Source organism: Arthrobacter sp. Y81, assembly GCF_002929335.1.
Taxonomy (GTDB): Bacteria; Actinomycetota; Actinomycetes; order Actinomycetales; family Micrococcaceae; genus Arthrobacter.
In genome coordinates this window covers 247,392-264,229 of record NZ_PJIL01000007.1, presented here as the reverse complement: position 1 = coordinate 264,229, position 16,838 = coordinate 247,392, and the positions used below count along the sequence as shown (strand labels likewise).

The following is a 16,838-nucleotide window of genomic DNA, read 5'->3' as shown; positions in this document are numbered from 1 at the left end:
GCATCGGCGTCGAATTCAACGAAGAGGCCGCGGCCACGTACCCGTACCAGCAGGCCTACCTGCCGTACAACCGCCTCGTGGACGGCACCGTCCATGACTGGTGACAAGGAACCCCTGATGAGCACCAAGCACCGCATCATCGTGATGGGCGTCTCCGGCTGCGGCAAGACCACCATCGGTGACCTGGTGGCCCGCGAACTCGGCGTACCGTTCCTCGACGGCGATTCCCTCCACCCCGTGGAGAACGTCGCCAAAATGGCGGCCGGAACGCCCCTGACCGACGAGGACCGCTGGCCCTGGCTGGCCACTGTGGGCAGGGAACTCGCCGACGCCGGCCCGGGCGGACTCGTGCTTGCCTGTTCCGCGTTGCGCCGCAGCTACCGGGACGCCATCCGGGAACAGGCGCCGGATACGGTGTTCCTGCACCTGCACGGCAGCAAAGAGGTTCTTAGGGAACGGACTGAAGGGCGGTCCGGGCACTTCATGCCGCCCGCGCTGCTGGAATCCCAGCTCGCAACCCTGGAACCGCTCGAAGCCGACGAAGCCGGAATCGTGGTGGACATCGCCGCCCCGGTAGACCAGGTGGTGACCGAGGCGCTGGCCGGCATTGCCGCCGTGGCCGCTGCCGTCGTCGGAACTTCCGCTGTTGCGTACCAGGGTGCCCCGGGCACCCAACCGCGCCAGTTCGACGTCGACCTCCAGGCCGCGCCGTTCAATCTTGACGACGATGCCGTTGCGTGGGTGGAATCCACCATCGCCGGACTGAGCCTCGAGGAAAAAATCGGGCAGCTGTTCATCAACCACAACAACGACTACTCCCCGGAGTACCTGGACGGTGTCCTGGACACCTACCACGTGGGCGGCATGCGCTACCGGCCGGGACCCTCCGCAGCCGTGCAGGAACACATCCGCTACGCGCAGTCCAAGACCCGCATCCCGCTCCTGGTGGCCTCCAACCCGGAAATGGGGGGAGCCGGAAGCTGCGACGACGGAACATTCGTGTCGACGCACCTGCAGGCCGGCTCGCACCCGGACAAGGCCATCGCCCGGAAGATGGGGCAGGTGGCCGGGGTGGAAACCGCGGCACTGGGCTGCAACTGGGCGTTCGCGCCGATCGTGGACATCCACTACAACTGGCGGAACACTGTCATCTCCACCCGGGCCTTCGGCAACACGCCGGAGATCGTGGTGGAGCGCGCCAAGGAGTACTTCGACGGCATCAGCGAGTCACCCACCGTCTGCGCCATGAAGCACTTCCCGGGCGACGGCATGGACGAACGCGACCAGCACGTGGTCACCTCCTACAACACCCTCGGCTACGAGGACTGGAACCGGACCTACGGGCATGTGTACCGCGAGATGATCGGGCACGGCGTGCAGTCCATCATGATCGGGCACATCGGCGCGCCGGAGCTCACGCGGCATTTTCGCCCGGGAACGGCGGACAAGGACATCCTGCCCGCCACACTGTCCCCGGAACTGCTGCAGGACCTGCTCCGCGGCGAACTCGGCTTCAACGGGCTGATCCTCACTGACGCCTCGCAGATGATCGGCCTCACCCAGGCCATGAAGCGCAAGGACCTGGTTCCGGCCACTATCGCGGCCGGCTGCGACATGTTCCTGTTCTTCCGCAACCCGGCCGAGGACTTCGGGTACATGATGGACGGCTACAAGTCCGGCGTCATCACCGAGCAGCGCCTGCACGATGCACTGCGCCGGATCCTGGCCCTGAAGGCAAGCCTCGGGCTGCACCTCAAGCCGGCCGCGGAGCTTGTGCCGCCGGTTGAAGCCCTGGCGAAGATCGGCAGCGATGCCCACCGGGCCGTCGCGGCAGAGATCGCGGACAAGACCGTCACGCTGATCAAGGACACGGCCAACAACCTGCCCATCACGCCGGAGACGCACAAACGGATCCGCCTGTACGGCATCTCCGGCGGCTCGGACTTCACCAGGGCTGATCCACTGGCCTACCTGGACACCGTCAAGGCCGAGCTGGAAAGCGCCGGCTTTGAGGTGCACCTGTTCAAGACGGCGGACCAGCGGGAGGCGGCGGGGGAGACCGGGGTGAATTTCATGTCGATCATCTCCGAGGAAGCCACCGGCGACTACACGGAGAAGTACGATGCCGCCTTTGTGTTCGCCAATGTAAAAGGCTTCGCCCAGGAGGCAGCCATCCGGATCAAGTGGTCCTCACCGATGGCCGCGGAGATCCCGTGGTACGTCACCGAGGTCCCCACCGTGTTCGTCTCGCTCAATCAGCCCAACCACCTGATTGACGTGCCGATGGTGAAAACCGCCATCAACGCCCACGCCGGAACGCCCGAGGCCATTCGGGCGACCATCGAAAAGATCATGGGCAAGTCGGAATTCCAGGGAACGTTCAACGACAACGTTTTCTGTGATTCCTTCGACACCCGGCTCTGACCCGGTTCCGGCGCCCGCGAGTCGCGACGGCGACGCGCGGGCGGCCTGCGCAAACGCGGCTGCCAAATCCCTGTGCAGCGGCTCCGGCCCCGGCGTAGCGTGGGTGCATGGAGCGAACGGGGTGCGTTGTGGTGGGCGGGGGACCGGCGGGCATGATGCTGGGGCTGCTGCTGGCACGGGCCGGCGTGGAGGTCACCGTCCTCGAAAAGCATGGCGACTTCCTGCGGGACTTCCGCGGTGACACCGTGCATGCATCCACTATCAGGCTGATTGACGAGCTCGGACTGGGGGACGCATTCCGGAAACTTCCGCAGAGCAGGCTGAACGCCGCCGCCATCCCGCTCCCAGGCGGCCGAATGCTGACGCTGGGCGATTTCGCCTCCTTGAAGCCCCCGTACAACTACATCGCCATGATGCCCCAGTGGGATTTCCTGAACTTCCTGGCCGGCGAGTCAGCGCGTGAGCCCACCTTCACCCTGCTGATGGAGCATGAAGCCACATCGTTAATGTCCGACGGCGGCCGCGTCACCGGCGTCCGCTACCGGACCCGCCACGGTTCCGAAGGTGCGATCCTGGCGGACCTCGTGGTGGCCACGGACGGGCGCCACTCCGTGCTGCGCCGGGCAGCAGGATTGCAGTCGAAAGAATTCCCCGTTCCGTTCGACACCTGGTGGTTCAAGCTCCCGCGCCATGCCTCGGAGAAGGGCGCGGTGGCAGGCATCGTTCCGGCCTTCAAAGACCGCGAAGCCATGATCGCGCTGTTCCGTGACGACTACTACCAGATGGGTTACCTGGGTCCCAAGGGCACGGATTCGAGGATCAGGAGCGAGGGCGTCGAGCGGTTCCGTCAGCGGGTGGCAGCCCTCCGTCCTGACCTGGCGGACCGGGTGGACTCGATCCGTTCGCTCGATGACCTTCATATGCTTGATGTCCGCCTGGACCGGTTGCGGCGCTGGTATGTGGATGGCCTGCTGTGCATCGGCGATGCCGCGCATGCGATGTCCCCTGCGGGCGGCGTAGGCATCAACCTGGCCATCCAGGACGCGGTGGCCGCGGCGGGCCGGCTCGCGCCGGCCCTCCTTCGCGGGCAAGTGACAATGCAGGATCTCGCTGCGGTGGAACGGCGGCGGCGGATGCCCACCGTCGTGGTCCAGACCGTCCAGCGCATCATGCACCGGGCAGTCTTCGTTCCCTTGTTCGCCGGACGGAGGTCCGGTGTTCCTTCCGTGGTGTTGTTCCTGGCCAGGCACTTTCCAGCGGTGACCAGGCTCATGCCGCGGCTCATTGCCTTCGGGCCACGGCCGGAGCACGCGCCCGGCTTCGCACGCCGTGGTCAGCCGCGGGCCACCAGGTAGCCGATCAGGCCCTTCACGGTAGACACTTCGGCGTAATCGCGCTCGGGAATATCGACGCCGGTGGACTCGTCGATGGTTTCCACGAGCCGTAGGAAGTCCAGCGAATCGAGTTCGAGGTCCTGCCGTAACCGGGACGCTTCATCGAGGCCGTCAAGGTCCACATCCGGCGCAACCTGGCCGATGGCCGTGTGCACGGCCTGCCGTGCGTCCTGCTCGTTCATAGCTCCTCCGGTTTCTGCAGCAGTTCGTCGATGCGGGCCAGGAATCGGGCGCCCCGGAGCCCGTCGCTGACCCTGTGGTCGGCTGACAGCGTGGCAGTGACGGCGGGCCGCACACCCAGCATGCCGTTTTGGGCCCAGGGCTGCTCCACCACCCGGCCCAACCCCACCATGGCCACCTGCGGGGGATAGATGACGCCGTAGACCGCCTCCACTCCGAGGTCCCCGAGGTTCGTTACAGTGATGGTGGGGTCGGCCATTTCGGAGCGCTGAAGGTGGCCTGCCCGGGCGCGGCTGACGAGGTCCCGCAGGTTCTGCATCAGCACGTCCACTGCCAGGGTGTCGGCGTCGTGGATGGCAGGCGCCACCAGCCCGCCGTGCCGCAGGGCCACTGCCACGCCGAGATGCACGGAACTGCTCGGCCGGAAGTCGCCGTCGGTGAAGAAGCCGTTTACTTCGGGATTCTCCCGGGCCGCCAGCGCGGTTGCCTTCAATAGCAGGGCCGAGGGAACCAGCCGGGACGCCACCGGCCGCTGTAGGTTGACCTGCTCCATCCAGGCGACGGCGGCGCCCAGATCCAGCGTGGTGCTGAGGTAGTAGTGAGGAATGGATTTCTTGGACCGGGACATCAGCGATCCGACGGAACGCCGGAGGCTGGCCACACGGTCCTGCGGTTCGGATGTCGGCAGGGGCTGCCCCAACCCGACGGCGGGCACCTCTTTCTGGGGCGCGGGCACCGGCACGGGCGGTTCGGGTGCCGGTGGCGCCGCCGCACTGGGAGCACGCCGGACGTCAGTTTCCGTCACGGCGCCGTCCGGTCCCGTCCCTGGCACCATGCCTATGTCGACGCCCAGCTCTTTCGCGAGCCGTCGGGCACGGGGCGAGGACCGCACATGGGCCCTGTGCGGCGCAGCCGAAACGGCTAGGGCATGCGGGGCTGGGGCGTTGGAAGGGAGCTGGGCGGCCGCAGCGTGTTCCACATCGGCGCGGGTAAGCGCCCCGTGCCTGCCCGAGCCGCGAATCTTTGACGTGTCCACCCCGAGCTGGTGTGCCAAATGGCGGACCGGGGGAGGAACATGCGCCGCAGCCGGGGCAGCGCCCTCAGCGGCCGGGGCAGCGCCCGCGTCGTCGTCGGGGGTCTGGGTGATCCTGGCCAGGGGAGTGCCGATCGGAACGGTGGTGCCAACGTCCACCAGGAGCTCGGCCACCACGCCCTCTTCGAACGACTCCACATCCATCACGGTCTTGTCCGTGTCCACCACGGCCACCACATCGCCGCGGTGTACGAAGTCTCCGGGCTTGACGAGCCACTCCACCATCTTGCCGTGCTCCATATCCGCGCCTAGGGAGGGCATCCGGAATTCACCCACGGGTTCCGACCGCCTCCCGGGCAGCAGCCACGATGCGTTCAGCCGTGGGGAGCGCCGCCAGCTCCAGGTGTTTGGCGTAGGGCAGCGGCACTTCGGCGCTGCAGACGCGTCCCACCGGGGCGTCAAGGTCGAAGAAGGCGTTTTCGGTGATCCGGGCGCTTATTTCAGCGGAGATGCTTCCGCTCCGCCAGCCTTCATCCACCACCACGGCGCGGTGGGTCTTGGCCACGCTCCCCAGGATGGCGGCGTCGTCGAGCGGGCGCAGTACGCGCAAATCGAGCACCTCGGCGTCGATGCCTTCACCTGCCAGTTGAGTGGCGGCGTCAAGCACCGCCGGCAACGTTCCGCCATAAGTGATGAGCGAAATGTCCTGGCCGGGCCGGCGGACGGCAGCTGAGCTGATATCCACAGGGCCGGCATCGTCAGCGAGGTCCCCGGCAACGTTGTACAGGGTTCCGTGCTCGAAGATCAACACCGGATCCGGGTCCTCCAATGCGGTCCACAGCATCCCGCGGGCGTCCTCAAGGGTTGCGGGGGTGAGGATCCGCAGGCCCGGGATGTGCGCGTACCACCCCTCCAGGCTGTGCGAGTGCTGGGCGCCCAGCTGACGGCCGGCACCCGTGGTCATCCGGATGACCAGCGGCACGTTGAACTGCCCGCCGGACATGTGCAGCAGGGTGGCCGCATTGTTCACCAGCTGATCCAGCGCCAGCAGGCTGAAATTGACGGTCATGATCTCCACGATGGGACGCATTCCGCCCAGGGCCGCCCCGATGCCTGCGCCCACAAAGCCGGCTTCGGACAACGGGGTGTCCCGGATCCGTTCAGGACCGAACTCCTCGAACAGGCCCAGGCTCACGGCGAAGCACCCACCGTACGCACCAACATCCTCACCCATGAGGAACACCCGTTCGTCGCGCTGGAGGGCATCCCTGATGGCTGTCCGCATGGCCTCGCGGTAGGTGGTCTTCATTCCGGGCTCCGCTCGCTGTAGACGAACCGGGTCAGGTCTTCAAGCGGCTCCGGCGTCCCGGCCTCGGCGAACTCCACCGCGGCCTCCACTTCGGTGTCAACGTCCTGCTGAATGGATTTCCAGTCCTTTGCCGACAACTGTCCGGAAGCTTCCAAGGCCGTCCTCAGGGTGTTGATCGGATCGCGCTCCATCCAGCGGGAGACCTCCTTCTTGTCCCGGTAGCGTTCGGGATCGAACATGGAGTGGGCCCTGAAACGGTAGGTCCGCAGCTCGAGGAAGTGCGGTCCGCCGCCGGCCCGGACGGCGTCCACGGCGCGGCGGGCTGCCTCCTCGACGGCGAGCACGTCCATCCCGTCCGCGGACCATGAGGCGATCTCGTAGCCGGCGGCTTTGAGGGCAATATCGGTCTGCGATTCGGAACGGGCAAGCGCGGTGCCCATGGCGTAGAGGTTGTTTTCGCAGCAGAATAGTACGGGCAGCTGCCAGAGCGCGGCGAGGTTCAGGCTCTCGTGGAATGCGCCCTCGGCCACGGCGCCTTCGCCGAAGAAGCAGACGGTCACCCGGGAGCGTCCGGACATTTTGTCGGCGAGGGCCAGGCCCACGGCCAGCGGCAGTCCGCCCGCCACGATGGCGTTGCCGCCGTAGAAGCGGGTGCCGGCGTCGAACAGGTGCATCGAGCCGCCGCGGCCGCGGCAGCAGCCTTCCACATGGCCGTACATTTCGGCCAGGATAGCTCCTGCGGGCACACCGCGCAGCAACGCGTGGCCGTGTTCCCGGTACGTTGCCACCACGGCGTCGTCCGGAGCCAGGGTGCTCGTCACACCCGCGGCCACCGCTTCCTCGCCGATATAAACGTGCAGGAACCCGCGGATCTTGGCGGCGCTGTAGAGTTCCACGCATTGTTCCTCGAGCCGCCGCACCCGCAGCATCTGGCGGAGCAGGTGGCGTGCATGGTCGGAGTCCGCGTTTCCTGTGCCGCGCGCTGATGTGCCGGTCACGCGGGCGCTCCTGGGTAGCGGCCGGGAGGTGACTCGATGGTTGAGGTGTCACCCTCGGGGAGGCCGAGTTCGCGGGCCTTCAGGAGCCGCCGGAGGATCTTGCCGCTCCGGGTCTTCGGCAGGGCATCGGTGAAGTCCAGCAACCGGGGAGCCACCGCGGGGCCCAGCCGTTTGCGGGCGAAGCCGATGATGTCCAGCTTGAGTGCCTCCGATGGCTGCCACCCGGTGCGGAGTTCCACGAAGGCCTTGACCACTTCGCCGGCAACGGGATCCGGGACGCCGATCACCCCTGCCTCGGCCACCGCTTCGTGCTCCATCAGCGAGCTCTCCACTTCGAACGGGCCGATCAGGTGGCCCGAGGACTTGATGACGTCGTCGCCCCGGCCGACGAACCAGAAGTACCCGTCGGCGTCCATCTTGGCGAGGTCTCCGGTGAGGTACCAGCCGCCGGCAAAGCATCGCCGGTACCGCTCGTCTTCGTGGAGGTAGCCGCGGAACATCGATGGCCAGCCCGGGCGGAGGGCCAGTTCGCCCACCCCTTCCGGTTCGGCCACGAGGACGGCCTCGCCGTTCCGGATCACCGCTTTGCCGTCCGGGTCCCGGGCCACAATCGCGGCCTCAACGCCGGGAAGGGGCCGGCCCATGGAACCGGGCCGGATCTCCATGGCGGGGTAGTTCGAAATCATGATGCCGCCGGTTTCGGTCTGCCACCAGTTGTCATGGACAGGCTGACCGAAGGCTTCCTGGCCCCACACCACCACTTCGGGGTTGAGCGGCTCGCCCACGCTGGCCACGAACCGCAGGGCAGACAGGTCGTGCCCTGCCGCATGGTCGGCACCGGCCTTCATCAGCATGCGCAGGGCGGTGGGGGCGGTGTACCAGACGGTGACGTGCTGCTCGGCCAGGATCCGGTACCACCTGTCTGCGTCCATCTCCTCTTCGTCCACAATGGTGGTGACGCCGTGGGTGAGGGGAGCGATCACGCCGTAGGAGGTGCCGGTGACCCAGCCGGGATCGGCCGTGCACCAGTAGACGTCGTCCGGGTGCAGGTCCAGCGCGAAGAAGCCGGTGGCGTGGTGCGCCGTGACGGCGTCGTGCACGTGGATGGCGCCTTTGGGGGTGCCGGTGGTGCCGCTGGTGAAGTGCAGCAGGGCCATTTCTTCGGCGCGGGTCGGGACGGTTTCCCGCGGCTGCGCGTCCCGCATCAGTTCGGCCAGATCCAAGGTTCCGGGGTCCGGCCGGCCCTCGGCATCAATGAGCAGCACGTGTTCCAGCTCCGGCAGCTCGTCACGTATCTGGGCAACCTTCCGCCGGTACAGTGCCCGCGTGGTGACCAGGGCGCGGCCGGACCCCAGATGGAGCCGCTGACGGACAGGCTCGGGGCCGAAGGCGGAAAACAGGGGGCAGAAGACGCTGGCATTTTTAAGCGTGCCCAATACCGCGACATACAACTCGGGGCTGCGGCCCATGAGCGAAAAGACCCGTTCCCCGCGGCCGATTCCCAGCCCTTGCAGGACGCCGGCAAACCGTCCGGTCTGTTCCGCCAGCTCTGCGTAACTCAGGGACCGGGCGGTACCGTCGGCGCGGATGAAGCGCAGCGCTTCGTGGCCTGCCCGTTCTCCCGCGGCGTGGCGGTCCACCGCCTCGTACGCAATGTTGACGCCGCCGCCGGGCAGTCCGGCCAGCGCGTGGCGCTCCTCATCCCAGGAGAATGCGGCGCGGCTGGCATCGTAGTCCACCATATTCGGGCGGACGGCGAGGCCGCTGATGTCCTTGGGGATTGCGGGCCAGCGGGTCGATGGAGCGGTTCCGGCCGTCATGATTCAATCGGACTCCTCGCCGGGAAAGCTGCATAGAGTAGAAAGTCCCTTGGCCGCGCCGTCACAAATCCCGGACCCACTAAACTGGACCCCATGACTGCCCAGCTTGATGCCTCTGCCGCCCGTGCCCGCCTGCTTGAACTCATCAAGGAACTCGCCGTGGTCCGCGGCAAGGTGATCCTATCCAGCGGAGCCGAGGCCGACTACTACATCGACCTCCGCCGCATCACCCTGCACCACGAAGCGTCCAAACTCGTGGGCCAGGTCATGCTCTCGCTGATCGATGACGCCGGGATCGACTTCGAGTGCGCCGGCGGCCTCACCATGGGCGCCGACCCGGTGGGCACCGCAGTGATGCACGCCGCCGTGGACGCCGGCCGCAACGTGGATGCGTTCGTTGTCCGGAAGGCGCAGAAGTCCTACGGCATGGGCCGCCAGGTGGAAGGCCCGTCGGTGGAGGGCCGCAAGGTCCTGGTCCTTGAGGACACGTCCACCACGGGTGGCTCCGCGCTGACCGCCGTCGAGGGTATCCGCAACGCCGGCGGCAACGTAGTCGCGGTCGCCGTCATCGTGGACCGCGACACCGGGGCCAAGGAAAAGATCGAAGCCGAGACCGGTGTGCCTTACCTGTTTGCGTTCGGCAAGGACGAACTCGGTCTGAGCTAGGGATTCCCGTCCGGAACTTCAAGGCCCTTCCCCGAACCAGACACCTCCACCGAGGCGACAGCTGCCGTTGAGGGCGTCTTCCGCGACTTGGGTCATCCCGGACGCGATGGCGTTGGTGCCTTGCGCGGCGGTGCCCTGGGGGAACGGCCGCGGCGGGTATGCCACTGCCAAGGCAAGCCGCCGGCTCCCGTCGGCACTGGCCATGGCGACCGTACCGTATCCCGGGACGTCGCCGACATAGCCGTAGTAGAAGCCGTTCGTGCACCTGTCGTTCCACTGGAATAGGCCGAGCCCGTATTCGGCGTGGATTGGTCCCTGCATTTCCGCCACCAGATCCCGCCGTATCAGCCGACCGTCCAACAGCGCGTCGAAGAACTTGTTGACGTCCGCCATCGTCGACACGAGGCCCGTGGCACCGGAACCACTGTGAAGGGCGGCATAGGTGGTGTCCACGAGTTCACCGTCGATGAGCGTGGAGCCGTGGACCATGCCCTCAGGTACCGGCCCGTCGTCTGTCAGCCGGGTACCGCCGAGGCCCAGGGGCTGCCCGACGTCGGCCCACAGCACGGCAGCGAGCGGCCGCCCCCGGAGGCGTTCGACGATCAGGCCCAGGGCGATGTAGTTGGAATCCGAGTAGCTGAAGCTTTGGGCGCGGCGCCGTTGCCAGGGGAGCATTGCGGTCAACGCGAGTTTGTCTTCGGAGCTCAGCCGGGTGGCGAGGGCCTGCTGCGGAGGAACTGAATCCAGCAATGGACCGTGGTAGTCGGGCATGCCGGAGGTGTGGCCGAGGAGTCGCCGCACGGTGTAGGGCTCGGGCTGGTGGAGCAGGCCTTGGAGTTCCGGCAGGTAGGTGCTGGCCGGTTCATCAAGGGAGAGCTTGCCCTCCTCCGCGAGTTTCAGGACGGAGACGGCCACCAGAGGCTGCGTGAGGTCGCCGACGTGGACGGGGTCGGTGGCCCGGGCAGCTTCGCCCGCGGAGTTCCGGACACCGGCGGCATGTGTCCAGACCTCCGCGCCGACACGCAGTTCGAGGAGGACCGCGGGGGCGCCGGCGTCGATCAGCCCTTGGCTGTACCGCTCAAGTTGTGCTTGCAGATCGCGGGTGGGTATCGACGGCAGCCGGGCGGCGGTCGACGCCGGAGGCGTTGCAGTCCGGCTCGGCGGCTGAGGCGCGGGCGTCGTCGGCACTGCCGGCTCCGAGGGATCCGGCACCGGACCGAAGGTGCAGCCGCCCAGCGCCATGCCGGATGCAACCACGGCGGCCACGGCGGCAGCACGGATCGACGATCCACCTCCGCGAGCCGCAACCATCGGACAACCTTCTGCCTGTCGGTTCACAGCGCGCCCGGCAGCAGGCCTGTCCCGACACTTTTATGCTTCCATGCGCGCTGTGGCAGTCAATACTCTGCTCCAGTGCCGATCCGGTGTCCACGAGGACCAGCTTCCGGTAGCTAAGCCTGCGTGGACGGTCCTCAGCCAGTGGCTTACCATTTGCCTTACGACCCCGTGCACCTGCCCCTGGAGAAAACGCGCCATGCTCCCGTCCAACCCAAGCCCCACCACCGTTGACCAGATCCAGAACCTCATCCTGGAGAGTGCGGATTTCGAAGACTTCCTCAACGAACTGGCGCGCTTTTCCGCGCACCAGATGGCGGGCGACGGCGACGACGCGCTGTGCGGCATCACTTTGCTCCGGGACCGCAAGGCCGCCACCATCGGCTGGAGCAGCGATTCCGCGCGCGAGGTGGACGAGATCCAGTATTCGCTGTCCCAGGGGCCCTGCCTGACGGCTGCGGAGGAGGAACGGGAAGTCCACGTTCCGGACCTCTTCGAGGAGGACCGCTGGGGCCCTGACTACGCAAATGCCGTCGCCTCGCACGGGCTTCGGTCGGTGCTGTCACTCCCGTTCCACCTCCAGGGCGATGCCAAGGCCGCGCTGAACCTCTACTCGGACGTTCCGCGGAAATTCGATGAGAAGGCAGCGGCCCGCGCCAGGGGCTACACGCGCGAAATTTCGCAGGCGCTGCGGCTGGCCGTCAGGTTTTCGCTGCACACAGACAGCGCCACCAACCTCCGGGCCACGTTGGAGTCCCGGACCACCATCGATATCGCCGTGGGAATCGTCATGGCGCAGAACCGCTGCAGCCAGGAGGCGGCGGTCCAGATCCTGACGGATGCATCCAGCAACAGCAACGTCAAGCTCCGGGACATCGCCAAGTCATTGGTGGATTCGGTGGGCGGCACGGAGGCGCGAACCCATTTCGAGGAGCCGGGCCAGGGCCAGAACCGCGGACAGGGCCGAATCCAGGCAAGCTAGCCGGTGCGGGCCGGGGCCGGTCATCCGCTACTGGCCCGCACCACTCCTGCGCCCTGGCCGACAGCTTGTGCTGGGGGCGCGCGGAGGATAGGCTGGCCAAGGTTGAGCCGTCGGCCATAGACACCCTTTTTTGGAGTACCTATGGACCGCAGACTTCACGCCCTCGTTAAACTCGACGTCACCTCCGATGTTGTCCGGATTGACGTCAGGGGGAGCCTCAACCACGACTCCCGCCCCGCCCTTGTGCTGGTTATTCGCCGCATCCGCCGGATGGGCATCACCGCCCATATCCGTGTGGATTTCTCCCGGGCCGCATTCGTCGAATCGACCGCGCTGGTAGGGCTCCGCAACGACCTCAACGCGATCGACGGCGGCGCCAGCGAAGGCGGCGTGTCCACCGGATCCGGGGTTTCGCTGGATTTCATGCCGCGGCGGGACGACCTTGCTGCGGACTCTGGGGCGGGTTCCAGAACACTTGAAATCACCGGGGAATTCGCGGCGTCGATTGACCCCTCCGGCTGCGGTCCGCTGGCCATGTACTCCGACGACGAGCTACTTGCGGCCAGTGACTCCGTGTTCGGAATGTTGGACGATCCCGCTGCAATCGCCGGGACCGAGCTCCTGGCGCGCTACGATGCGATCGGCCTGGAGATTTCCCGGCGGGAGAACGCCAAAGCCGGCAGGAAGGACGCTGCGGGCGGCGTTCCTGCCCGTCCGTCCGGGAATGCGAACTAGCACCATCCATCGCGTTTTATATCCGGCTTCCGCTGTGGCTACGGTAGAGGTGTGCCACGTGCCCAGGAGCCACACCCCGAGGGCGGCCCCGGATCAGCCGAGGGACGCCTCCTCAGGCATGCCGCCGAACTCAAGAGATTTTCCCGGCGGAATTTCCTGGTCGGGGCGGGTGCGGCGTCCCTGCTGGCCACCGACATGTTCTTCACACGGCATGTCCAGGCGGAGCGCCGGACCAACAGGATCCTGACGGTGGGCGACGACTTTGCGGAGAGCTACTACCCGCACTCCAGCTGGATCCTGTTTCCCGGCTACAAGACCAGCTGGGAGGAGGCGCAGTGGATCCTCAATTCCCTGCGCGGCACGCTGCGCCAGCGCGGCCAGCTTGCCGCCGTCGGGTATTCCAACGAGGGGCTGGACATTGACCAGATCGTGATTGAGGTGATCGAGTACGTTCGGGAAAAGCAGCTGACCAGCCTGTACTTCTACGGCCACAGCTTCGGCGGGATGGTGGCGACGCAGGTCGCTGCCCGGTTGCTCGAGCTGCACGGCGTGGAAGTGGAGTTCATCCTGCTCGACTCCAGCCCCTACAGCAAGTTCGATGTCCTCGACCAGAGCTGGTTCGAGGGTGTGGTTGTCCTCTACGAAGGCGGGTTCCGCGTTCCCACCGTCCTGCGCGGCGGATATGAACTCGGCGAACGCATCGCGCACAAGGACGAACGGACCTGGCGCCAGGTGGTGGACCAGAGCCTGGAGCAGCTGTCACCGATCGCTCCGTCCAGTGTGCTGATCCAGTCCGAATCGGCCTACATCTACCATTTCGACGCCACCCGGTTCGCTGGCAAACTCGGTGCGACCCGGATGGCCTTCATCGGCAACCCTCGCGACGGCACGGTGAACTACCAGACGGCCCGCGAAGCGTGGGCCCAGACCTTTGCCGCGAATATGGTGTCCAACGACCGGCGCACCGACGACGCACTGCCGGCGCATGCCAGCCCGCAGTGGAACCCGTTCGTGTACCGGCCCATCATCGAAGAACTGCAGGACGAAATCTTCCCGTTGCCTTCGGGCGGCGGCAAGATGACGGCGTTCTGAACCTGCGCCCGGCCGCCGCCGTCCGAATGAGACTAGATCTGGCTCTTGAGGTCCGCCACCGAGTTGAGGATCTGGTTGGGCCGGAACGGATAGGCGGCGATGTCGTCCCTGTGCGTGATTCCGCTGAGAACCAGCACGGTGTGCAGTCCGGCCTCCATGCCCGCGATGATGTCGGTGTCCATCCGGTCCCCGATCATGGCGGTGGTCTCGGAGTGGGCGTCGATCTGGTTCATGGCCGAACGGAACATCATGGGGTTCGGCTTGCCCACAATGTACGGTTCGCGGCCGGTGGCCTTGGTGATCAGGGCCGCGATGGCTCCGGTGGCGGGCATGGGGCCGTCCTTGGACGGACCGGTGGCGTCCGGGTTGGTGGCGATGAAGCGGGCACCCGCCAGGATCAGTCGGATCGCCATGGTGATGGCCTCGAAGGAGTAGGTGCGCGTTTCGCCGAGCACCACAAAGTCGGGGTTCTGGTCGGTGAGGATGAAGCCGGCCTCGTGCAGCGCCGTCGTGAGTCCCGCCTCGCCGATAGTGTAGGCACGGTTCCCGGATTCCGAGCCGCGCACCTGGTCCTTCAGGAACTGCGCCGTGGCCAGCGCCGAGGTCCAGATGTTCTCCTCCGGGATCTCCAGTCCGGAGGAACGCAGCCGCGCGGCCAGGTCCCGGGGAGTGAAGATGGAGTTGTTGGTGAGGACCAGGAAGCGCTTGGAGGTGTCCACCCAGCGCTGGATCAGTTCCGCGGCACCGGGGATCGGCTGGTTTTCGTGGACCAGGACGCCGTCCATGTCCGTCAGCCAGCATTCGATTTCCTGGCCACTTCGGTAAACCGATGCCGATGAACGTACTTCGTCTGATTTTGCCATGGTGATCCTCCAACGCTAATGGGCCGGTTCCGGGTCCCAGTCTGTCATTTTTCGGGCACTGGAACATCCGGCGTCCGAAGAATGACGGAACGCGCCCCCACCGCATCCGGAAGCTGTCCACTAGGCTCGTAGCTGGCACCAGTGTGCCAGCGGCCGCGGATCGGGGGATGTCTGCGGTGGTTTGTTGTGCCGGCCCGCGCCGGCAGGTCCCCGCCGCCGGACATCACCTGGCATCCCGGGAACCGCAGGATGCCAGCAAGCACCTGAAAGGGCCCGCAAATGAGCAACAACTACGGCGCACCGCCGCAGCCCTACCCGGCACAGAATTCCGTGCCCCAGCCGCCACAGCAGCCGCGCAACAACAAGAACCTGATTATTGTGCTGGGCGCCGTCGCCGCTGCCGTGATCATTGCGCTGGTCGCCGTGTTCGTTTGGGTCATTCCGGCGTTCAGCAAACCGCAGGCCGAGGACAACCCTGTGCCGGTGGCGCCGTCCTCTGAAGCCGCAGCTTCGGAAGCGGCGGAGGAGGGCGCCGCCCCCGAGGGATCCGCCGCGCCGTCGGAGGGTGCCTCCTCGGACGACATGCCGGCCGGTGCTTTCCCCCTTCCCCAGGGATGGGACGAACTTCAGGGCCCCGCCAACATTCCGGCAGCCGACGACCCGCTCTTCAAGCGCTTTGTCACCGGCGAATCCTCCTTCTCGTACCTGGCTGCGTGGAGCAGCGACGAAACCTTCGGGATCACCACGGACCCGGCCACCGGCGCCCCCATGCAGCAAGTCGCCAGGGGCACCGATGAGCGCGACGGTGACGGCATTTCCACGGCCTTCTCCTTCTTCGCTGAAGCTGAGGAGGGCAAGTTCGGCAAGGAGCCGGCAAAGGTCCAGGCAGCCATCAAGGACATCGAGGCGAAGCTCAAGGCCATCCCCGCCGCTGAACTGCCGCAGCACCTCGTGGGCCACAAATGCGTCTCCAATTTTGAGTCGTCGGCGCCGGAAATCCGGGAGTTCCGCCGTGCAGCGGCCGTCGTGGTCGGGTTCACGTGCACCAACGCCGGCGACGACGCCATCCGGGCCGTCAACCTGTTCAGCGTGACCCCGTGGGGCACGCCGCAGATGATGGGCGTCAGCGGACACGAGAGCTACTGGAGCGCCAATCCGGAAGCGTTGGAGAAGGTCGCGAACTCCTACCGGGCCAACCGCTGGAAGCTGGACGGCTAGTTCCGCCCGCGTCCGTCCCGGGACGGGCGCGGCTAGAGTTGAGGGGTGACTGACCACCCCCAGACCCCAGCCCTGCCCGTTCCCCCGCCCGAGGAGGAACCGGAGCCCAAGGCGGAGGTCGGCGTCGGGCCCTGGGAAGGTGAGCTTCCCCAGGGCGGCCACTGGGACCCTGACCTCCTGGCCGACGGGGACCGCCGCAACGTGGTGGACAAGTACCGCTACTGGAAGCACGAGGCCATCGTGGCCGACCTGGATTCGAAGCGCCACGAGTTCCACATAGCGATCGAGAACTGGCAGCACGACATGAACATCGGCACCGTGGTGCGGACCGCCAACGCGTTCCTGGCCAAGGAAGTGCACATCATCGGACGGCGCCGCTGGAACCGCCGCGGCGCCATGGTCACCGACCGCTACCAGCACGTCCGCCACCACCCCACCGTGGAGGATTTCGTCGCGTGGGCGCAGGGGGAGGGGCTGGCGATCATCGGCATCGACATCTTCCCCGACTCCGTGCCGCTGGAAACCTACGAGCTCCCGAAGAACTGCGTCCTGGTGTTCGGCCAGGAAGGTCCGGGCCTGACCCCGGAAGTCCATGAGGCGGCCCGGGACACCCTCTCGATCGAACAGTTCGGCTCCACCCGCTCCATCAATGCGGCGTCCGCGGCGGCCATTGCCATGCACGCGTGGATCCGCCGGCACGTCTTCAGCCAGCACGTCTAGTTCGGCACCGTCGCCGCGGCCTGCCATCCGGGCGGGCGCAGTGCAAAGTGTTACCCGTCCCCGTGACCC

At 66.7% G+C, this 16,838-nt stretch carries 15 protein-coding genes; 8 read left to right on the top strand and 7 right to left on the bottom strand.

Translation table 11 applies throughout. The features are described 5' to 3' along the window. Window positions 1-117 precede the first annotated feature (117 nt). Complete coding sequence (locus CXQ91_RS11980; RefSeq protein WP_258073947.1) at window positions 118-2,424, top strand: gluconokinase, GntK/IdnK-type; 2,307 nt, start codon at window positions 118-120, stop codon at window positions 2,422-2,424. A gap of 107 nt (window positions 2,425-2,531) precedes the next feature. Continuing rightward, window positions 2,532-3,779, top strand: a complete 1,248-nt coding sequence (locus tag CXQ91_RS11975; protein WP_104174119.1) for an FAD-dependent oxidoreductase — start codon at window positions 2,532-2,534, stop codon at window positions 3,777-3,779. On the opposite strand, the gene CXQ91_RS11970 is transcribed toward CXQ91_RS11975, so the two are convergent. The 5 genes from CXQ91_RS11970 to acsA are packed head-to-tail and all read right to left on the bottom strand — an operon-like array spanning window position 3,758 to window position 9,158. Next, the gene (locus CXQ91_RS11970; RefSeq protein WP_104174118.1) at window positions 3,758-4,000 is read right to left on the bottom strand and encodes an acyl carrier protein; all 243 of its coding nucleotides are present in this window, start codon (window positions 3,998-4,000) and stop codon (window positions 3,758-3,760) included. The two genes, CXQ91_RS11975 and CXQ91_RS11970, sit on opposite strands and share 22 nt — an antisense overlap. Further along, window positions 3,997-5,331 carry a 2-oxo acid dehydrogenase subunit E2 gene (locus CXQ91_RS11965; RefSeq protein WP_374953655.1) on the bottom strand — a complete coding sequence of 445 codons (1,335 nt, stop codon included), beginning with the start codon at window positions 5,329-5,331 and terminating at the stop codon, window positions 3,997-3,999. The genes CXQ91_RS11970 and CXQ91_RS11965 overlap by 4 nt, the downstream gene beginning before the upstream one ends. A 28-nt stretch (window positions 5,332-5,359) precedes the next feature. Further along, entirely contained in the window at window positions 5,360-6,340 is a 981-nt protein-coding gene (locus tag CXQ91_RS11960) for an alpha-ketoacid dehydrogenase subunit beta (protein WP_104174116.1), read from the bottom strand. Next, window positions 6,337-7,338: a pyruvate dehydrogenase (acetyl-transferring) E1 component subunit alpha gene (gene pdhA / locus CXQ91_RS11955; protein WP_104174115.1), complete on the bottom strand. Its 1,002-nt coding sequence runs from the start codon at window positions 7,336-7,338 to the stop codon at window positions 6,337-6,339. The genes CXQ91_RS11960 and pdhA overlap by 4 nt, the downstream gene beginning before the upstream one ends. Further along, the gene (gene acsA, locus CXQ91_RS11950; RefSeq protein ID WP_104174114.1) at window positions 7,335-9,158 is read right to left on the bottom strand and encodes an acetate--CoA ligase; all 1,824 of its coding nucleotides are present in this window, start codon (window positions 9,156-9,158) and stop codon (window positions 7,335-7,337) included. Before acsA ends, pdhA begins: the two co-directional genes overlap by 4 nt. Before the next feature lie 93 nt (window positions 9,159-9,251). Between acsA and pyrE the strand changes: the two genes are divergently transcribed. Next, window positions 9,252-9,824: an orotate phosphoribosyltransferase gene (pyrE, locus tag CXQ91_RS11945; protein ID WP_104174113.1), complete on the top strand. Its 573-nt coding sequence runs from the start codon at window positions 9,252-9,254 to the stop codon at window positions 9,822-9,824. An 18-nt stretch (window positions 9,825-9,842) separates the two neighbouring features. Here the strand turns inward: pyrE and CXQ91_RS11940 are convergent, their stop codons facing one another. Further along, a complete protein-coding gene (locus CXQ91_RS11940; protein WP_104174112.1) occupies window positions 9,843-11,135 on the bottom strand; it encodes a serine hydrolase in 1,293 nt (430 codons plus the stop codon). A gap of 223 nt (window positions 11,136-11,358) precedes the next feature. On the opposite strand from CXQ91_RS11940, the gene CXQ91_RS11935 reads away from it, so the two are divergent. The 3 genes from CXQ91_RS11935 to CXQ91_RS11925 all read left to right on the top strand — a co-directional run bounded on the left by CXQ91_RS11935 (window position 11,359) and on the right by CXQ91_RS11925 (window position 13,968). Next, window positions 11,359-12,141 carry a GAF and ANTAR domain-containing protein gene (locus CXQ91_RS11935; RefSeq protein ID WP_104174111.1) on the top strand — a complete coding sequence of 261 codons (783 nt, stop codon included), beginning with the start codon at window positions 11,359-11,361 and terminating at the stop codon, window positions 12,139-12,141. Between the two features lie 141 nt (window positions 12,142-12,282). Beyond that, window positions 12,283-12,876 (top strand): hypothetical protein, encoded by a 594-nt coding sequence (locus CXQ91_RS11930; protein ID WP_181038860.1) that lies wholly within the window; start codon window positions 12,283-12,285, stop codon window positions 12,874-12,876. 51 nt (window positions 12,877-12,927) lie between these two features. Then, window positions 12,928-13,968 carry a thioesterase domain-containing protein gene (locus tag CXQ91_RS11925; RefSeq protein WP_104174110.1) on the top strand — a complete coding sequence of 347 codons (1,041 nt, stop codon included), beginning with the start codon at window positions 12,928-12,930 and terminating at the stop codon, window positions 13,966-13,968. Between the two features lie 32 nt (window positions 13,969-14,000). On the opposite strand, the gene CXQ91_RS11920 is transcribed toward CXQ91_RS11925, so the two are convergent. Then, a complete protein-coding gene (locus CXQ91_RS11920; RefSeq protein WP_104174109.1) occupies window positions 14,001-14,831 on the bottom strand; it encodes an HAD-IIA family hydrolase in 831 nt (276 codons plus the stop codon). A gap of 279 nt (window positions 14,832-15,110) precedes the next feature. Between CXQ91_RS11920 and CXQ91_RS11915 the strand changes: the two genes are divergently transcribed. Together CXQ91_RS11915 and CXQ91_RS11910 are read left to right on the top strand one after the other, a co-directional pair. Continuing rightward, entirely contained in the window at window positions 15,111-16,049 is a 939-nt protein-coding gene (locus CXQ91_RS11915; RefSeq protein WP_104174108.1) for a hypothetical protein, read from the top strand. A gap of 45 nt (window positions 16,050-16,094) precedes the next feature. Next, window positions 16,095-16,769 carry a TrmH family RNA methyltransferase gene (locus tag CXQ91_RS11910; RefSeq protein WP_374953654.1) on the top strand — a complete coding sequence of 225 codons (675 nt, stop codon included), beginning with the start codon at window positions 16,095-16,097 and terminating at the stop codon, window positions 16,767-16,769. Window positions 16,770-16,838: the final 69 nt, after the last annotated feature.

Coding starts and splice junctions, on each gene's coding strand:
- CXQ91_RS11915 (WP_104174108.1), top strand. CDS start 15,111: ATGAGCAACAACTACGGCGCACCGCCGCAGCCCTACCCGGCACAGAAT.
- CXQ91_RS11940 (WP_104174112.1), bottom strand. CDS start 11,135: ATGGTTGCGGCTCGCGGAGGTGGATCGTCGATCCGTGCTGCCGCCGTG.
- acsA (WP_104174114.1), bottom strand. CDS start 9,158: ATGACGGCCGGAACCGCTCCATCGACCCGCTGGCCCGCAATCCCCAAG.
- CXQ91_RS11920 (WP_104174109.1), bottom strand. CDS start 14,831: ATGGCAAAATCAGACGAAGTACGTTCATCGGCATCGGTTTACCGAAGT.
- CXQ91_RS11975 (WP_104174119.1), top strand. CDS start 2,532: ATGGAGCGAACGGGGTGCGTTGTGGTGGGCGGGGGACCGGCGGGCATG.
- CXQ91_RS11970 (WP_104174118.1), bottom strand. CDS start 4,000: ATGAACGAGCAGGACGCACGGCAGGCCGTGCACACGGCCATCGGCCAG.
- pyrE (WP_104174113.1), top strand. CDS start 9,252: ATGACTGCCCAGCTTGATGCCTCTGCCGCCCGTGCCCGCCTGCTTGAA.
- CXQ91_RS11965 (WP_374953655.1), bottom strand. CDS start 5,331: ATGGAGCACGGCAAGATGGTGGAGTGGCTCGTCAAGCCCGGAGACTTC.
- CXQ91_RS11980 (WP_258073947.1), top strand. CDS start 118: ATGAGCACCAAGCACCGCATCATCGTGATGGGCGTCTCCGGCTGCGGC.
- CXQ91_RS11960 (WP_104174116.1), bottom strand. CDS start 6,340: ATGAAGACCACCTACCGCGAGGCCATGCGGACAGCCATCAGGGATGCC.
- CXQ91_RS11935 (WP_104174111.1), top strand. CDS start 11,359: ATGCTCCCGTCCAACCCAAGCCCCACCACCGTTGACCAGATCCAGAAC.
- CXQ91_RS11930 (WP_181038860.1), top strand. CDS start 12,283: ATGGACCGCAGACTTCACGCCCTCGTTAAACTCGACGTCACCTCCGAT.